General features: G+C 69.0%; 20 protein-coding genes. 11 read left to right on the forward strand and 9 right to left on the reverse strand.

Translation table 11 applies throughout. The annotated features are described in order from the left end of the window. Positions 1-123 precede the first annotated feature (123 nt). Entirely contained in the window at positions 124-1,416 is a 1,293-nt protein-coding gene (locus ABY42_RS00780; protein ID WP_050458463.1) for an amidohydrolase, read from the forward strand. Positions 1,417-1,456: 40 nt separating this feature from the next. Here the strand turns inward: ABY42_RS00780 and ABY42_RS00785 are convergent, their stop codons facing one another. Continuing rightward, a complete protein-coding gene (locus ABY42_RS00785; protein WP_004973886.1) occupies positions 1,457-1,768 on the reverse strand; it encodes a helix-turn-helix domain-containing protein in 312 nt (103 codons plus the stop codon). A 98-nt stretch (positions 1,769-1,866) separates the two neighbouring features. On the opposite strand from ABY42_RS00785, the gene ABY42_RS00790 reads away from it, so the two are divergent. Beyond that, positions 1,867-3,153, forward strand: coding sequence for an adenosylhomocysteinase (locus tag ABY42_RS00790; RefSeq protein WP_050458464.1), 1,287 nt, complete (start codon positions 1,867-1,869; stop codon positions 3,151-3,153). 39 nt (positions 3,154-3,192) lie between these two features. On the opposite strand, the gene ABY42_RS00795 is transcribed toward ABY42_RS00790, so the two are convergent. Continuing rightward, entirely contained in the window at positions 3,193-3,882 is a 690-nt protein-coding gene (locus ABY42_RS00795) for a hypothetical protein (RefSeq protein WP_050458465.1), read from the reverse strand. A gap of 61 nt (positions 3,883-3,943) precedes the next feature. Further along, positions 3,944-4,276 carry a DMT family transporter gene (locus tag ABY42_RS00800; protein ID WP_004973876.1) on the reverse strand — a complete coding sequence of 111 codons (333 nt, stop codon included), beginning with the start codon at positions 4,274-4,276 and terminating at the stop codon, positions 3,944-3,946. Between the two features lie 121 nt (positions 4,277-4,397). On the opposite strand from ABY42_RS00800, the gene ABY42_RS00805 reads away from it, so the two are divergent. Both ABY42_RS00805 and hjc read left to right on the forward strand, forming a co-directional pair. Further along, positions 4,398-5,186, forward strand: a complete 789-nt coding sequence (locus ABY42_RS00805; protein ID WP_050458466.1) for a TrmB family transcriptional regulator — start codon at positions 4,398-4,400, stop codon at positions 5,184-5,186. A 71-nt stretch (positions 5,187-5,257) separates the two neighbouring features. Beyond that, positions 5,258-5,680 carry a Holliday junction resolvase Hjc gene (gene hjc / locus ABY42_RS00810; protein ID WP_004973874.1) on the forward strand — a complete coding sequence of 141 codons (423 nt, stop codon included), beginning with the start codon at positions 5,258-5,260 and terminating at the stop codon, positions 5,678-5,680. Positions 5,681-5,714: 34 nt separating this feature from the next. Here the strand turns inward: hjc and ABY42_RS00815 are convergent, their stop codons facing one another. Beyond that, complete coding sequence (locus ABY42_RS00815) at positions 5,715-6,362, reverse strand: SWIM zinc finger family protein (protein ID WP_050459872.1); 648 nt, start codon at positions 6,360-6,362, stop codon at positions 5,715-5,717. Between the two features lie 219 nt (positions 6,363-6,581). On the opposite strand from ABY42_RS00815, the gene ABY42_RS00820 reads away from it, so the two are divergent. Beyond that, the gene (locus ABY42_RS00820) at positions 6,582-6,785 is read left to right on the forward strand and encodes a DUF7472 family protein (RefSeq protein ID WP_004973872.1); all 204 of its coding nucleotides are present in this window, start codon (positions 6,582-6,584) and stop codon (positions 6,783-6,785) included. A gap of 99 nt (positions 6,786-6,884) precedes the next feature. Here ABY42_RS00820 and ABY42_RS00825 read toward each other — a convergent pair whose 3' ends face one another. Next, positions 6,885-7,985: a DNA primase gene (locus ABY42_RS00825; protein ID WP_050459873.1), complete on the reverse strand. Its 1,101-nt coding sequence runs from the start codon at positions 7,983-7,985 to the stop codon at positions 6,885-6,887. A gap of 150 nt (positions 7,986-8,135) precedes the next feature. On the opposite strand from ABY42_RS00825, the gene ABY42_RS00830 reads away from it, so the two are divergent. The 3 genes from ABY42_RS00830 to ABY42_RS00840 all read left to right on the forward strand — a co-directional run bounded on the left by ABY42_RS00830 (position 8,136) and on the right by ABY42_RS00840 (position 12,044). Continuing rightward, complete coding sequence (locus tag ABY42_RS00830; RefSeq protein ID WP_004973869.1) at positions 8,136-8,729, forward strand: DUF7474 family protein; 594 nt, start codon at positions 8,136-8,138, stop codon at positions 8,727-8,729. A gap of 95 nt (positions 8,730-8,824) precedes the next feature. After that, the gene (locus ABY42_RS00835) at positions 8,825-10,183 is read left to right on the forward strand and encodes an MFS transporter (RefSeq protein WP_050458467.1); all 1,359 of its coding nucleotides are present in this window, start codon (positions 8,825-8,827) and stop codon (positions 10,181-10,183) included. Positions 10,184-10,277: 94 nt separating this feature from the next. After that, on the forward strand, positions 10,278-12,044 hold the full coding sequence (locus ABY42_RS00840) for a sensor histidine kinase (RefSeq protein ID WP_050458468.1): 1,767 nt from the start codon (positions 10,278-10,280) through the stop codon (positions 12,042-12,044). 65 nt (positions 12,045-12,109) lie between these two features. On the opposite strand, the gene ABY42_RS00845 is transcribed toward ABY42_RS00840, so the two are convergent. Continuing rightward, complete coding sequence (locus tag ABY42_RS00845; RefSeq protein ID WP_004065599.1) at positions 12,110-12,853, reverse strand: DNA polymerase sliding clamp; 744 nt, start codon at positions 12,851-12,853, stop codon at positions 12,110-12,112. Positions 12,854-13,126: 273 nt separating this feature from the next. On the opposite strand from ABY42_RS00845, the gene ABY42_RS00850 reads away from it, so the two are divergent. From ABY42_RS00850 to ABY42_RS00860, 3 genes are all read left to right on the forward strand, one after another. Then, positions 13,127-13,576 (forward strand): arsenate-mycothiol transferase ArsC, encoded by a 450-nt coding sequence (locus ABY42_RS00850; protein ID WP_004973866.1) that lies wholly within the window; start codon positions 13,127-13,129, stop codon positions 13,574-13,576. Positions 13,577-13,683: 107 nt separating this feature from the next. After that, entirely contained in the window at positions 13,684-14,457 is a 774-nt protein-coding gene (locus tag ABY42_RS00855) for a 23S rRNA (uridine(2552)-2'-O)-methyltransferase (RefSeq protein WP_004973864.1), read from the forward strand. Between the two features lie 128 nt (positions 14,458-14,585). Next, a complete protein-coding gene (locus ABY42_RS00860; RefSeq protein WP_004973859.1) occupies positions 14,586-14,987 on the forward strand; it encodes a DUF7475 family protein in 402 nt (133 codons plus the stop codon). A gap of 60 nt (positions 14,988-15,047) precedes the next feature. Here the strand turns inward: ABY42_RS00860 and ABY42_RS19660 are convergent, their stop codons facing one another. Genes ABY42_RS19660 through ABY42_RS00870 form a run of 3 tightly spaced genes read right to left on the reverse strand, consistent with a single transcriptional unit; the run spans position 15,048 to position 16,168 of the window. Continuing rightward, positions 15,048-15,224 (reverse strand): hypothetical protein, encoded by a 177-nt coding sequence (locus ABY42_RS19660; protein ID WP_004968931.1) that lies wholly within the window; start codon positions 15,222-15,224, stop codon positions 15,048-15,050. Between the two features lie 55 nt (positions 15,225-15,279). Further along, positions 15,280-15,999, reverse strand: coding sequence for a queuosine precursor transporter (locus ABY42_RS00865; RefSeq protein WP_004973857.1), 720 nt, complete (start codon positions 15,997-15,999; stop codon positions 15,280-15,282). Then, complete coding sequence (locus tag ABY42_RS00870; protein WP_004045298.1) at positions 15,992-16,168, reverse strand: ribbon-helix-helix domain-containing protein; 177 nt, start codon at positions 16,166-16,168, stop codon at positions 15,992-15,994. The genes ABY42_RS00865 and ABY42_RS00870 overlap by 8 nt, the downstream gene beginning before the upstream one ends. Positions 16,169-16,258: the final 90 nt, after the last annotated feature.

A 16,258-nucleotide genomic window follows, 5' to 3' on the forward strand; every position in this document is an offset into this window, starting at 1 on the left:
CGTTCTCGATTTTCGGGAATCGGACTACCGCCGGTATTCGGCCCGCTCACCGGCGAAACCGACGGTCGGCTCTCGCGGCCGCGAGACGGTGGATTCACCACCCCGCCGACCCGAACGAGCGACATGAACACGCTCCGAATCGCGGGCGGACAGGTGCTCCGCCCCGACGCGACGGTCGAGGACGCGGACGTACTCGTGGACCGAGACGAGGGGACCATCCTCGACATCGGCGCGGACCTCGACGCCGACGCCGACGAGACGCTCGACGCCGAGGGCTGTCTCGTCACGCCCGGTCTGGTGAACGCCCACTGCCACGTGGCGATGACGCTCCTGCGCGGCTACGCCGACGACAAGCCGCTCGACGCGTGGCTCCGCGAGGACATCTGGCCCGCCGAGGCCGCGCTCACGCCCGAGGACGTGCGCGTCGGCGCGGAACTCGGCCTCGTGGAGATGATTAAGTCGGGGACCACCGCGTTCGCGGACATGTACTTCCACGTCCCCGAGGTCGCCGCCGCGGTCGACGAGGCCGGCCTCCGCGCCCGCCTCGGCCACGGCGTCGTCACGCTCGGGAAAGACGACGAGGACGCGCGGGCCGACATCGACGAGAGCCTCGACGTGGCCCGCGAGTTCGACGGCGCGGCCGACGGCCGGATTCGGACCGCCGCGATGCCGCACTCGCTGACGACGGTCGCGGAGGACTTCCTCCGCGAGTTCGTCGCCGACGCGCACGCCGAGGACATCCCGGTCCACTACCACGCCAACGAGACGACGGACGAGGTCGACCCCATCGTCGACGAGCGCGGCGAGCGCCCGCTGTCGTACGCGAAGGAACTCGGCATGCTCACCGCCGACGACTTCCTCGCCCACGGCGTCCACGTCGACGACGCGGAAATCGACCTCCTCGCCGACGCGGGCACCGGCGTCGTCCACTGCCCGGCGTCGAACATGAAACTCGCCTCCGGCATGGCTCCCGTCCAGAAACTGCTCGACGCGGGCGTCACGGTCGGCCTCGGCACCGACGGCGCGGCCTCGAACAACGACCTCGACATGTTCGACGAGATGCGCGACGCCGCGATGCTCGGGAAACTCGCCGCCGACGACGCGAGCGCCGTCGCGGCCGGCGACGTGGTGCGGATGGCGACCGCCGACTCGGCCGACGCCATCGACCTCCCCGGCGGCGCGCTCGAAGTCGGCGGCGCGGCCGACCTCGCCGTCGTCGACCTCGACGCCCCGCACCTCACGCCCGCCAACGACCTCGTGAGTCACCTCGCGTACGCCGCCCGCGGCTCCGACGTTCGCCACACGGTCTGCGACGGCCGGGTGCTGATGCGGGACCGCGAGGTGCTGACGCTCGACGAGGACGCCGTGATGGCCCGCGCCGGCGAGGCGGTCGCGTCGCTCCGCGAGCGCGTCTGAATCGCCGCCGTCCGGTCCGCCGCACTGACCTCCGACCCCGCTACCCGGCCAACTCGATGCGCAGTCCGTCGTCGGTCACGCTGACCTCCATGCGCTCGAACGTCCGGTGGTACTGCGCGACGTGTCGTCCGTCGCTGTGGTCGACCATGATGGATTTCTCGAACAGCGACGCCTCGTGGAGCCGCTTGACCTCCCGGTAGGCGGTCGACAGCGGCACGTCGGCCCGACAGCTCAGCTCCTTGACCGTCAGCGGCTCGTCGGCGACGCGCAAGAGGTCGGGAACCGCGGGGGCGCTCATCAGGGCGAACAGCTCCTGTTCGGCGACCGTCTTGCCGTTATCTATGACGAGCATCGGCCCTCGGCGATACAATCTCCCCGTTGACACTTGTAGATTCGGGGGCGGCGACCGCCTTCGGTAGGGTTTTCGGACCCCTCTCCGAACCCACGGGTATGAGCGAACACTACGCTCCCGTCTCCGAGCACCTCGACGACGTCGAGGCCGCCCGGACCGAGGGACGACGCAAGATGGACTGGGCGCTCCAGCACATGCCCATCCTGCAGGAACTCCGCGAGCAGTTCGAGTCGGAACAGCCGCTCGACGGCGAGGTCGTCGGCATGGCGATGCACGTCGAGGCGAAGACGGCGAACCTCGTCGAACTGCTGGCGCTCGGCGGCGCGGAAGTCGCCATCACCGGCTGCAACCCGCTTTCGACCCACGACGACGTGTCCGCGGCGCTCGACGCCAACGACGACATCACCTCCTACGCCGTCCGCGGCGTCGACGAGGAGGACTACTACGCGGCCATCGACGCCGTCATCGCCCACGAGCCGACCGTCACGGTCGACGACGGCATGGACATGGTCTTCACCATCCACGAGGAGTACCCCGAACTCATCGAGACCATCGTCGGCGGGGCCGAAGAGACCACGACCGGCGTCCACCGCCTCCGCGCGATGGACGAAGACGGCGAACTGAACTACCCCGTCTTCGCCGTCAACGACACGCCGATGAAGCGCCTGTTCGACAACGTCCACGGCACGGGCGAGTCGTCGCTGGCGACCATCGCCATGACGACGAACCTCTCGTACGCCGGCAAGAACGTCGTCGTCGGCGGCTACGGCTACTGCGGCAAGGGCGTCGCCAAGAAGGCGTCCGGCCAGAACGCGAACGTCATCGTCACCGAGGTCGACCCCCGCCGCGCGCTCGAAGCCCACATGGAGGGCTACGACGTGATGCCGATGGAGGAGGCCGCGACGGTCGGCGACGTGTTCATCACGACCACCGGCAACCGCGACGTCATCACCCGCGAGGACTTCGAGAACATGAAAGACGGCGTCTTGCTGGCGAACGCCGGGCACTTCGACATCGAAATCGACCTCGACGCGCTGTCGGACCTCGCGGTCGACGAGTACGAGGCCCGCGACGGCGTCGACGCCTACGAACTCGAAGACGGCCGCCGGCTGAACGTCCTCGCCGAGGGCCGCCTCGTCAACCTCGCGTCGCCCATCGCGCTCGGCCACCCGGTCGAGGTCATGGACCAGTCGTTCGGCGTGCAGGCCGTCGTCGTCCGCGAACTCGTCGAGAACGGCGACGACTACGACGCCGGCGTCCACGACGTGCCCGACGAACTGGACCGCGAGGTCGCCGAAATCAAGCTCGAAGCCGAGGGTATCGAGTTCGACTCGATGACCGACGAACAGCGCGAGTACATGGGTAGCTGGGCCCACGGAACGTAAGCCGACTCGCTCGCTCACCCCCCGCACACTGACCGCTTTTTACTCTTCTCGACCGCGCTCGGTCCACTCGCCGGCCCGCCAGACGCACGCGACGCCGCCTATCCACGCCGCGAGCCGCATCGCGTCGATAGCCGCGTCGGACGGCGCTTTCCACCCCCAGCCGGTCGGGACGCGCTCGCTTTCGACCGGTTCGACGACGTAGTACTGGCCGTCGTGTCTGACGTAGTGAGACCGCGCCTCGTACGCGTGCTCTTCGGTCACGGTGCTACTGCCGTTCCGGACGGCCTCGCGGACGTGGTGTGGAACCTCGTCGAGGTCCTCCGAGAGGTCGCGTTTCACCGTCTCGGTCGAAACCGGGTGGAGCGAGAGCGTGAGGGTGCGCCCGTCGAGCGTCGCGTTGGGTTCGAAGTAGCGGCCGTCGGTCCGGACGTAGTCGAACGACCAGAACTCCGAGTAGACGTCGCGGTCCGGGTTCAACTCGAGTTCCACCGGGTCGCCGCGGGCCATGTCGATGATGCCGGCGCACTCCGCCGACTGGAGGGGGTTCCACCCGCACGATTTGACCCGATAGAACGCGTCCGCGGTGTGCGGGGGGTAGTCTACCGCCGACGCCTCGTAGGTGTACGTCTTCTCGTAGGAGACGCCGTCGGGATAGAGGTACAGCGGGTTCGCGAGGAGGGCGACCCCGAGGACGAGGAGGACGACGGCGCGCCGGTTCTCGCGGTTCATACGGTGAACTGTCCGTCAGCCGACTCAAAGCTCTGGTGGCGCGTCCGCTTCGACGCCGGCGTCAGTGCGCGGCCATCTCCGAGAGGACGTTGACGCAGTAGACGCCCGCGAGGATGAGAAGCAGGCCGACGACGCCAGTCAGGTCGACCGGTTCGTCGAACACGACGACGCCGATGGCCGCGACGCCGACGATGCCCAGCGCGGCCCACGTCCCGTACACCACGCCGATGGGGAGCTCTTCAAGCGTCAGCGAGACGAGGTAGAACGCGAGCCCGTAGCCGACCACCACGCCGAGGCTCGGGAGGGGCTTGGAAAAGCCCGCGGACAGTTTGAGCGCGGTCGTTCCGACCAGCTCCGACGCGATTGCGCCGGCGAGTAACGCGTACGGGTTCATGCCCGTCGGTCCCGCCACGACCCCGATGAGCGTTCCGCAATCGCCCGCCACTTGCGGTCCGTTGCTCGCCGCCGAACAAGAAATATCAAACTACTAACTCGTGGGCGAGAGAGTCCCGACCATGACCGAACTCGGGGAACTCGGCCTGTCGAACTACGAGGAGAAGGCGTACCGGACGCTCCTCGTCACGGGTGCCGCGACGGCTGCGACCGTCTCGGACGCGAGCGGCGTCCCGAACGGCCGGGTTTACGACGTACTCAACGGGCTTCGGGCGCGCCGGTTGGTCCGAGCGCAGTCGACCCAGCCGACGCGGTACGCCGCCGTCGCCCCGGCCGCGGCGGTCGAGCGACTGCTGGCCGAGCGCGCCGCGGAACTGCGCGAGGAGTGGACGCGGTACCGCGACGTGGCCGACGCGGTCCGGTCGAACCTCCTGCCGACGCCACCGGCCGACGGGAGCGTCTGGCTCGGCCGTCTCGGCGGCGACGAGATGCGGACGGCGATGCACGAGCACGTGCGGGCGGCGACCGAGTCCGTCTCGGCCGCGGTCGGCCCGCCGTACGAGCGGGCCTCGTGGGAGACGCTCCGCACGGAGTTCGACGCGTTCTTCGAGGGCGCTCGCGACGACCTCGACGTGTCGCTGCTCCTCAGCGACCCCGTGCTCGACTCGCTCCCCGACGAGTTTCGGGAACTCGTGGCGTCGAAGCCGCAGACGGTACGAGTCCGGTGCTTGCCGAGCCTGCCGGTCTCGTTCGACGTCGTCGACGGGACGGTCGCGTCGGTCGACATTCCGCACCCACAGTCCGCCGCCGACCGCCTCGGCGTCGTCGTGGTGACGGACGCGGGGGTCGTCGACGAGTTCGCTCGCCAGTTCCGAGCGCTGTGGCCCGACGCCGTCCCGCTTTTCGAGTGACGCCGGCGGTCCGGCGGCGCTCTCGGACGACGTTCGCCCCATTTATCACCGCCCGCGGCCGACTCCCGACCATGTCTTCGAACAGAAAGGGAGACCGACGCGAGCGCGAACTCGTCAACCGCCTCGACGAGGCCGGCTTCGCGGTCATGCGCGCGCCCGCCTCCGGGAGCGCGACGACGCGCGAACTCCCCGACGTGCTCGCGGGCAACGGCGAGGTGTTCTACGCCATCGAGGCGAAGGCCTCCAGCGGTCGCCCCATCTACCTCGACGGCGAGGAGGTCGAAGCGCTCATCTACTTCTCGCAGAACTTCGGCGCGAAGGCCCGCATCGCCGTCCGATTCGACCGCGAGGACTGGTACTTCTTCCACCCCGGCGACCTCTACGTGACCGACGGCGGGAACTACCGCGTCAAAAAGGAGACGGCGCTGGCGGAGGGCGAGGACTTCGAGTCCTTTACCGGCGGACCGACGCAGACCAAACTCGGCGACGACTGAGGTCGCGGCGCGGCGTCTCGTTCTCCGCGTTCGCTCACGCCCGAGCGAGTCGCTCGCCGAGCGTGCGAGCGCCGACGAAGCCGCGCTCGACGCGGCTGAGCCGCGAGGCGGGGAACCGATAGGCGTGCAGTCCGCCGAGGTCCGAGAGGCCGGCGTTCACCGGCAGCGAGTCCAGATAGACCGCCTCGAACACCGGTTCGTGGTCGCCGTAGTCGCGGTTGCTCTCGAACGCGGCGACGAGTTTCCCCGTCTCGGTCGGCGTCTCGTCGGCTCGGGTGCCGAGCGCCCGCGTGACGACGAGGAGGCCGCCGCTCTCGCGGTCGCGGACGAGGTCGCCGGCGCGGTGTTCGTGGTCGCGGCAGAGCTGGGGCCCCGTCGCGTCCATCGGGACGAACGTCTCGTCGCCGCAGACGGCGCAGGTGGCGCTCCGGCGGCCCGGCGGCGGGACCTCGCCGCGGGTGATTTCGATGGCGACCCGGCGGAGGTGCTTGCAGCGGGCGTGTCGGATGGCGTTGTCGGGGCAGGTGCAGGTGCGAGCCTCCACGTCGACGACGTAGGTGCCGCCGTCGGTCTCGACGACGTAGCGCCCGTCGCGGAGCGGCCGGACGGCCATCGGCTCGACGCGGGCGCGGCGGGCGCGACCGGCCAGTCCGTCGGACGGGAGCGTGGTCTTGCGGCGCACCGGGCGGCGAGTCGACGCGGGTGTGTGTGCGATGTGCGTCATGGTGGTGCGGGATTCCGACCCTACCAGCGGCTGTTCGGGGTCAGTTTCCGTCACCTGCGTATAGGTTCTCGAACGACCTAAACCCTCGTTTCACGTGGAAAATCGGGCGCGTGAGTGGCTCTCGTCGGGCATCCGCCCATCGAAGACCTTTTAGAACGGCCGCGGATACGTCGTCGCATGGCTATCGAAGCGGAGATGCGGCGGAAGATTGCCGTCTCCATCGTCGCGGTCGGGGTGTTTATCGCCCTCATCGTCGGCATCGGTGCGACCTACAACCAGAGTGGACTCATCTCCACCGGCGGGTTCGCACTCGTCGGCGCTATCACGGCGTTCGTGCTCGTGATGGCTGGTATCGGCGTTTGGCTGTCGCGTTCTTCCTAATCCTCTCGGTCGGTTTCGGCGACTCGGTCGCCACTACCCTACCGCCCGACGCACAGCCGCAGCGCTCACGGGTTGGGTACGCCGTCAGCACGGACTCCGTCAGTCGGCGGTCTCGTCCGCGGCGACCGCGTCCGCGTCGTTCGTCGCCGTCTCGAAGTACTTCATCGGGTGCTTGATGGTGTCACAGCGGTCGTCGCGGTTCACACAGAGGTCGTACGCCTGCATCGTCTCGCAGGTCGGAGGCGCGTACTGCGACCCGCTGGAGTCCGCGAGGACGGTCGCCCGCTTTTGTAACTCCTCGGCGTTCGCGTCGCCGACGACGCCGCCGACCTCCTCGGGTTCGAGGCCGACGCCGACGAGGAACGCCGCGAGCGCGAACGCCGCCTCGTTCGGGAGGTCCTCGTCGTCCTGCGCCCGCGCCAACAGCGCCTCGACGCAGGGCGGGAAGTGGTCCGGGTCGACCGAGTCGACGTAGACGACGTTGACCGCGCCGCGGTCCGAAAGCAGGTTCCGCAGGCGCTCGACATGGGGTTTGAGCGCGTCGGCGAGTCGGTCGCCCGCGTCGCTCCCGCGGACGGCGAAGGGAAGCCCCTCTGCCACCCGGCGGCGGACCGCCTCGCGGAGCAGTTCCGAGAGCTCCTCGCGGGTGACGCGGACCGCGCCGTCGGCCAGCGAGCGGTTGACGAGTCGCCAGTCCGCGCCCCAGTCGGTGTCGGAGTAGGTGAGGTACGGTCCCACGTCGACCCAGTAGTGGTCGGGCGCGCGGCGGCTGTTCCGGTTCCGGTTCGACTCGGCCCGCACCGCGCCGTCGAGGTCGAACTCGCGGCGGAAGTCGTCGAGGCTCGCGCGGGCCTCGCCGTGGACGTCGTCGTCGCCGGCGTCGAAGTCGGCGAGCATGCGCTCGTAGGCCGTGTCGGCCTCGGCGCGGGCGTACTTGTCCACCGCCGCGGGCGTCTCGACGAGCGAGACGATGATGCGCGAGATGGGGTACGAAAGCAGTTCCGTCTGGGTGTCCCACCCGTAGGTCTCGTCGGGGTCGGGCTCGACGGTGCCCTCCATGAGGGCGCGTTCGACGCGCTCGACGCCACGCTCGACGGCCGGGGCGTCCTCGGCGACGAGCGTCGCGATGGCGACGTCGGCCGATTCGACCGCCTCTCTGGCCGCGGCGAAGAACGGGTATCGGGCGTGGAGCGGGCGCATCCGCATACCGCCACGTTCCGGGTGCCCACCGATAAACGCGACGGATTCGGCGGTGGCGGGCATGGGCCGTGCGGCCGAGTCTCGCGGCGGGGTGTCGCCGGCGACGGCGCATCACACAACCTATTACCGACCACTTCCTCAGGCTCTCACGTGCCGCACTTCGACTACCCGTGTCCGGACTGCCGCGCCACCACCAGTCTCCACGACGCCGACTGTCGCTTCGAGGGGACCCCGTGGGTCGAAGTCGAGCGCGCCTACGTCGACATCGTCTCGGTCCTCGCTGGCGGGCCGTGCGACGAGGAGACGCTTCGCCGCGAAGCGCCGGGCGAGTGGGGGCCGCTCCAGCAGGCCGCGCTCCGGCGACTCAAGCGCGACGAGCGGGTGTCGGAGGCGAACTCGGGCGTCCTCCGCCTTCTCACCGCCGAGGAGTTCAGAGAGGAGGTCTCCGAGCCGACCCGGGAGCCGATGCGGACGCTCCACCAGTACGGGAGCGTCCCCGGCTGTCACGACAACGCCGTCTTCGCCATGATCGCGTGGTACGAGATGGTCGGCCTGTCGTGGCCCGAGACGCGCGAGAACGTCGTCAACTGGCTCCGCGACACCGGCGCGTGGGACCGCGGCGGCTTCGAGGAGGCGACGCCCGCCGAACTCGTCGAGAAGAAGCGCCACGTCTACGACGCGGGCTACGGCTGGAAGGAAAAGGCCGTCTCGGCCAAGCGCGTCATCGACAGATACCGTTCCTGAGCGCCGACCCGGTTCGCCCTTCGACCCAACGTTCCCTTCGATTCTCCCGCGAACTCGGCGCAACCGTTAGGCGTTTCTCGCGCGTTTGTGGTGTCGTGAGTGCCCCCGAGTCCGCCGTCTCTTCCGACGCCGAGTTCCCCGAGGAGTCGCGCGGAACGCGACGCGCCCTCGCGGTCGTCATCGCCGTCGTCTTCATCGACCTCCTCGGGTTCGGCGTCGTCATCCCCATCCTCCCGTTCTACGTCCGAAGCTTCGGCGTCAGCGACGTGTACATCGGGTTCTTGGCGGCGTCGTACTCGCTCATGCAGTTCCTCTTCGCGCCCGTCCTCGGCCGCATCTCCGACCAGCGGGGCCGCCGGCCGGTCATCATGCTGTCGCTCGTCGGGAGCGTCCTCGCGTGGACGGTCTTCGGCGTCGCCGGCGAAATCGACCTGCTGTTCGGCACGACGCTCGCGGTGGCGACGCTGTTCGCCTCGCGGATGCTCGCGGGCGCGATGGGCGGCAACATCGCCACCGCGCAGGCGTACATCGCCGACATCACGCCCCCGGCGCGGCGGGCCGGCGCGCTCGGCCTCGTCGGCGCGTCGTTCAGCCTCGGGTTCATTTTCGGGCCGGCTCTGGGCGGTCTGATGGCCTCCGAGCCGGTCGTCACCATCGCCCGCGACCTGCTCCCGTCGTTCGTGCCCGCGACGCGGTTCTCGCTGCCGAGTTTCACCGCGGCGGCGTTGAGCCTCGTCAGCCTCGGCTTCGCGTTCGTCTTCCTGCGCGAACCCGAGCGCACCCGCGCGCCGGCCGGCACGCCCGCGACGACGCTCGTCTCGCAGTTCCGCACCGCCCTCGCCGACGACGACCTCCGGGGACTCGTCGTCTCCTTTTTCGTCGTCTCGGTCGCCTTCTCGGGGATTCAGGTCATGTTCATCCCCTTCGCGGCCGACGTGTACGGCTACGGCGAGACCGAGACGGCGCTGTTTCTGACCTACATCGGCCTGCTCGGCACGCTGAATCAGGGGGTCGTCGTCGGCCGACTCGCCCGGCGGTACTCGGAGGCGAAACTGGCGGTCGTCGGCGCGGTCGGACTCCTGCTCTCGCTCGCGTTGCTCCCCTTTTCGCCCGACATCGGGGCGGTGCTCCCCGCGGTCGGCGGCCCGCCGTGGCTCACCCGCGAACTCGTGGCGCTCCTCCTCGTCGGGGCGCTCCTGTCGTTCGGAAACGGGATGTTGAACGTCTCGCTGTCGACGCTCGTCTCCACGTCGGCGTCGGCCGACCAGCAGGGCAACGCCTTCGGGGTCACGCAGGGCGCGGGAAGCCTCGGCCGAACGCTCGGCCCGCCGTCGATGGCGGCGCTGTACGTCCTCGCGTACTGGTCGCCGTTCGTCGTCGGGGCCGCGCTCATCGTGCCCGTGGTCTACGTCCTCGCGTCCGTGGCGCGCCGGCCGCGGGCGGAAGCGCCTTGAGTGCCTGAGTGTCGCGGCCGAGACGCGGCTGACCCGTCGCTCGAATTTCGCCGCGGCCCGCAAGTGTTACGAGCGCCGAGTCTGAGGTTTATGCGTGCCTTCGGTCGCCGCCGTCTCGCCGCTGGTCGTCCTCTGCCTCGTCGCGGCGCTCGTCTCCGTCTCCATCGCGGTCGTCGCCTGGCGCGAGGGCACCGAACCCGGTTCGAAATCGCTGTCGGTCCTCCTGTTTTCGGCGGCGCTCTGGGCCGGCTCCTACGGCGTCGCGCTCACGGTGTTCGACCCCTCGCTCCGATTCTGGTTCCAAATCCCCATCGACGTCGCGCAGGCCGTCATCGCGCCCGCGTGGTTCGCGTTCGCGCTTTCCTACACCGGCCGCGGCGAACTCCTCTCGCGGCGGCTCATCGCCGGGCTCCTCGTGTTTCCGGCCGTCACCGTCGTCGCGCTCGCCACGAACCCGAGCCACGGCTTGCTGTGGACGAACTACCACATCGACCCGGTGTTCGGCGCGGCCACGGTGCGGTTCGACCCGAACCTCTGGTACTACCTCCACGCGGTGTACGGCTACGTCATCATCGGCTCCGGGCTCGTCCTCATCATCGAGATGCTGGTCGAACGGCTCTCGCACTACCGCGAGCAGGCGGTCACCCTCGCCATCGGCTCGACCGCGCCGACGGTCGCCCACGTCGCCCACACCTTCGGCATCGGCCCGCTTCAGATGGTGAACTTCACGCCCATCGCCCTCGCGGTGACGGGCGCGACGTTCGGCCACGCGCTCTACCGGTTCCAGCTGTTCGGGCTCTCGCCGGCGACCGGTCGGCTCGGCCGCCGGGCCGCCATCGACGACGTGGCCGTCGGCATTCTCGTCCTCGACCGCGAGCACCGCGTGGTCGACGCCAACGAGACCGCCTCGTCGCTCCTCGACCTCGATCCGGCCTCGGCGTTCGACCCGCTGTCGTCGGTGCTTCCGGGCGTCGACCTCGACGAGGACCGACAGCTCGTGGACGTGACGGTCGACCGTCGCCGTCGGACCTACGAGGTGACGCTCTCGCCGGTGACGGACCAGCACGGCCGCCGCCTCGGCCGGACCGTCACCGTCTCCGACGTGACGGGGCGGGTCCGCCGCCGCCAGCGCCTCGAAGTCCTCAACCGCGTCCTCCGGCACAACCTCAGAAACGACATGACGGTCGTCATCGGCTACGCCGACATGCTCGCAGAGCGGCTCCCGGCGGACCAGCGCGACCCCACCGACACGATACGAGCGCGGTCGAACAAGCTCCTCTCGCTCGGCGAGAAGGCCCGGACCGTCGAGCGGGTCATGGCCGGCATCGACGGCGGCAGCCGCTTCGACGTCGCCGCGACGGTGCGAACCTGCGTCGCCGAGGTCCGCGCGGAGTTCGACGCCGGCTCGGTCGACGTGGACGCCCCCGAGTCGCTGTCGGTCTCCGGGAGCGAATCGGCGGCGAAGCTCCTCGTCAGCGAACTCGTCGAGAACGCGCTCGAACACGGCGGCGACGACCCGACCGTCTCCGTGTCGGTCCGGGCCGCCGACGCCGACCTCGTCCTCGTCGTCGAAGACGACGGCCCGGGCGTCCCGGACTACGAGCGCTCCGTGGTCGAGACCGGCGGCGAGTCGCCGCTCCAACACGGCAGCGGCCTCGGTCTCTGGGCGGTCCGGTGGACGGTCGACGCGCTCGGCGGCGACCTCACGTTCGACGTTCGGGGCGGGCGAGACGGGGCGGCCGACGGGGCCGGAGACGCGCCCGACGAGTCAGCGGGCCGCGGCGACACCGGCACGACGGCGACGGTTCGACTGCCGTACTGGTGTCGGGACGAGACGGCCGACGCCGTCGCTGACCGGTAGGAGTCGGGAGAAACGAGTGGGACGGCTCGGTGGTCGGTGAACGACGCGGTGGCCGAAACGTCCGCTCAGTCGCTCTGGATGCGCGGGGCGAGCATGTACGTGATGGTGCCCATCCCTTCCGCGATCTGGTAGTGAAGCTTGACCGGGAACTCCTCGCCGAGTTCGACGGTGACCTCGGCGTCGGTCGGAATCGCCTTGTTCATGTCCTTCAGGTAGTCCAGCGAGAACAGCGAGTCGGCCGCGCCGGCTTCGATGCTGATGAGGTCCGCGGGGGGAAGCGACAGGTCAACGTCGTCGGTGTCGCCTTCGGCCTCGATGTGGAACGTCTCTTCCGCGCCGTCGACGCGGAGGCGGATGTGGTCGGAGACCATGTCGGCCGCCTTGATACCGCGGTCGAGGTGCGTCCCTTCGAGGACGATGTTCGCGGCGAGGTCGAGGTCCGGAATGTCGGGTTCCTGGCGAATCGAGTCGGGGTCGATGAGCGCGAGCGTGTACGACAGCCCGTCGATGCGGATGTTGAGCTTGCGCGTCTCCTCGTCGAGCGTGAGGTGGATGAGGTCGCCCGAGCCCGCCATCCCGGCGACCTCTTCGAGGCGAGAGAGGTTGACGCCGATGACGCCGCCGTCGGCTTCGTAGGATTCGAACGCCGCCGCGTCGAGCGTGAGGTCCACCATGCCGACGTTCGCGGGGTCGACGGCGCGGATGGAGAGACTCTCCTCGTTGAGTCGAATCTTACACTCGTCGACGAGGACGCTCACGGAGTCGAGCGCGTCCCGGAGCGTCGCGGCGCTCACGATGGCCTTGAACATATGTGCCGTCGTACGACAGCGGTCTTAAAAATACTCCTGATTTGGACTCACCGCAATATGATGTTCGCACGCTCTCCCGCGTGCGCGCTCCCGCGAGCACCCCATCGCTCCCGTCGGCTCCCCATGGGTGTTGTTGTCACTGTTCGGCTATGCAGCTAACCTGCCGATTTCTGGGGTCTCGGGCTTCAAAGCACTCAAATAGCTGATTGTGTAACTCCCGGCTATGGCGAACGACGACACGAAGACAGCCGCCCGCCGACGAGGTGCCGAGAGATGAGCGACGCCGCCGACGCCGACGCGACTTCCACCCGCGTCGCCTTCGTCTGCGTCCAGAACGCCGGCCGGAGCCAGATGGCGACGGCCTTCGCCCGCCGGGAGCGCGACGAGCGCGGCGTCGGCGACCGAATCGAGGTCGTCACCGGCGGCACCGACCCCGCCGACCACGTCCACGACGAGGTCGTCGAGGTCATGGGCGAGCGGGGGTTCGACCTCGCAGACGAGACGCCGCGCGCAATCGAGCAGGACGAGATTATGGGCGTCGACATCGTCGTCACGATGGGCTGTTCGGCCGAGGGTATCTGTCCGATGACGTGGCGCGGCGACGCCCGCGACTGGGCCCTCGACGACCCCGACGGGCGGGACCTCGACGCGGTCCGGGCGATTCGCGACGACATCGAGGGGCGCGTCGCGGCGCTGTTCGACGAACTCGTCGGCGACGACTGAGCCAGACCGCCTCGACGCCGACGCCGTCGGATGTGGGACTGTTCCGCACGCTTCACGGCGCAAGCCGAAGCCGGTATACGGCCTGATACGCTACTGCTGTCAAGACCATGGCGCGCAAGGACCACTACTACAACAAGGCCAAACAGGAGGGCTACCGCGCCCGCTCGGCCTACAAGCTGAAACAACTCGACGGGGACGCGGGGCTGTTCGGCCCCGGCAACACTGTCGTCGACCTCGGTGCCGCCCCGGGCGGGTGGCTGCAGGTCGCCTCCGAGGCGGTCGGCGACCACGGCAAGGTCGTCGGCGTCGACCTCCAGCGAATCCGCGGCATCGACCGCGACAACGTTCAGACGATTCGCGGCGACATGACCGAAGACGAGACGAAAGAGGAGCTGACGGCCGTCATCGGCGAGCGCGGGGCCGACGCCGTCGTCTCCGACATGGCGCCGAACATGACCGGCGAGTACTCGCTGGACCACGCTCGCTCCGTCTACCTCGCCCGGCAGGCGTTCGAGGTCGCACAGGAACTGCTGGCGACCGGCGGCGACTTCGCCGTGAAGGTGTTCGACGGGCCGGACGTCGCGGACCTCCGCGCCGACATGGAACGGGAGTTCCAGTACGTCCGGTCGATGCGCCCCGACGCCTCCCGCGACAGCTCCTCCGAGCAGTACCTCGTCGGCAAGCACTTCCTCACCGCCCCGGTCCGCAAGGGCGACGAGCTCGAGGTCGAAATCGTCGACGTGGGCAGCGAGGGCGACGGCATCGCCAAGGTCGAGGACTTCACGCTCTTCGTCTCCGGCACGGAGGCGGGCGACACCCCGACGGTCCGCGTCACCGACGTGAAGCCCCGGTTCGCCTTCGCCGAGCCGATAGACGACTGAGCGCGCCGATTTCACGCTCACCGCGCCTGCGCGCCCCCGCATCGACGGCTCCGCGTGTTCCCTTCGATTTGTGCCTCACTCCGGGCAAAAATTATTATCCATTGACACGACTCTGTTCGTGAGTCCTCATGTCAACAGACACCACGACCGCTGAATCGCGACCGCTGTTCACCGGCCTCCCGTCGGGCATCGTCCCGTACGTCGCCATCGTCGGGGCGCTGACCTCGACGTACGTCCACCTGTCGATGGCCCCGATGTTGCTCCAGTTCGACCAGACGCAGGCGGTGCTGTTCGTCCTCGCGGGCGTCGGCTTCCTCGCGGGCATCGCCGTCTACCTGAGCAAGTTCTGGCGGCGCGAGTTCTACCTCGTCGCCATCGCGTTCGCGCTCGCCCAAATCGTCGCCTGGGTCGTCATGAGCGGGCGAGTCAGCGACATGGCGATTCTCTCGAAGGGCGGCGAGGCCGTCTTCGCCGTCGCGGCGGCGTACCTCTACCTGAACGACTCGCCGGACGCGTCCGCGGCGGCCTGAGCGCGCGCTGTCGCTCTCGCCGGCCCCGCGTCCCAGCGTCCCGTCGCCCCGCCGTCTTTCTCAGTCGTACACCACGAGGTCGAGTCGAAGCCCCGTCCGGCACCCCTTCCAGCCGCCGCGGCAGGCTCCGGTGGCGAGGATGTCGCCGAACGACGTGTACGTCCCGCAGTTCGGACAGCGAACCCCCATCTCCATCCCGTCTCGCTCGGTGAGCCTGTGGCGGTGCTCGTCGGCCATACGTCGTGTGGTATGCTACCAAAAGAGATAAGCCGTCCGTCGTCCCGAGAACGCCTCAGTCCGCGACCCAGCCGTCGGTCGAGGACTCGTCGTCGTCGCGCAGGAGCGCGACGGTCCCGTAGACGAACGGCGTGTCCACGACTGCGATGAGGAGCTTCAGGAGGTACTGGCCGATAGCGAGGCCGACGAGGACGTTCCACGGTAGCGCGTCGCCGATGCCGAGGACCGTCGGCGCGACGTAGAACGCGACGCCGACGAAGATGACCGTGTCGATGGCCTGACTCGTCGCCGTCGAGACGATGTTGCGGAGCCAGAGGAACGCGCCGTCGGTCATGTCGCGGATGCCGTGGAAGACGACGACGTCCCAGTTCTGGCTCACGAGGTACGCCAGCAGGCTCCCGGCGACGACGTTCGTCCCCGACGACAGCACCGTGGCGAACTGCCCGGCGAACTCGGGGTTCGCGGCGGGCGCGGCGATGGTGCTCCAGACGAGTCCGAGGAGGACGAAGTTCATGACGAAGCCGACGTTCACCATGACCTGCGCCGCCCGGCGACCGTACAGTTCGGAGTAGCAGTCGGACGCGAAGAAGGTGAGCGCGTACGCCAGCGCCGCCCCCGGCATCAGGATGGCCGCGCCGACGTACGGGAGTTCGCCTATCGCGGCCGGCAGGGGAATCGCGAGCAGTTTCGACGCCGTCAACTGCGCCGTCGTCAGCGCGGTGACGAACAGGCCGACGAGCGCGACCTGCCCGACGGCCGACCGCCCCTCACTCATCTTCGACGAGGCGATTGTGTCGGTCGTCTATCTCGTCGAGGATGTCGAGCGTCTTCCGGATGGACGCCCGAACCGCATCGCTCCGGTTCACGAACTTCTTGTCGTCGCCGACGTGCTCGTCCAAGTCCGCGAGCAGTTCGTCGGGAATCTCGACGCTTATCTTGGCCATACTCTGCGATTCTCACGAGAATACTTAACGCCTTTTCAACGGTCTCAGCGGCGATATTTGGCGCGTTTTTCGGGTCGGAGAGTCGGCGCG

The sequence above is a fragment of the Haloferax gibbonsii genome (assembly GCF_001190965.1).
GTDB lineage: Archaea > Halobacteriota > Halobacteria > Halobacteriales > Haloferacaceae > Haloferax > Haloferax gibbonsii.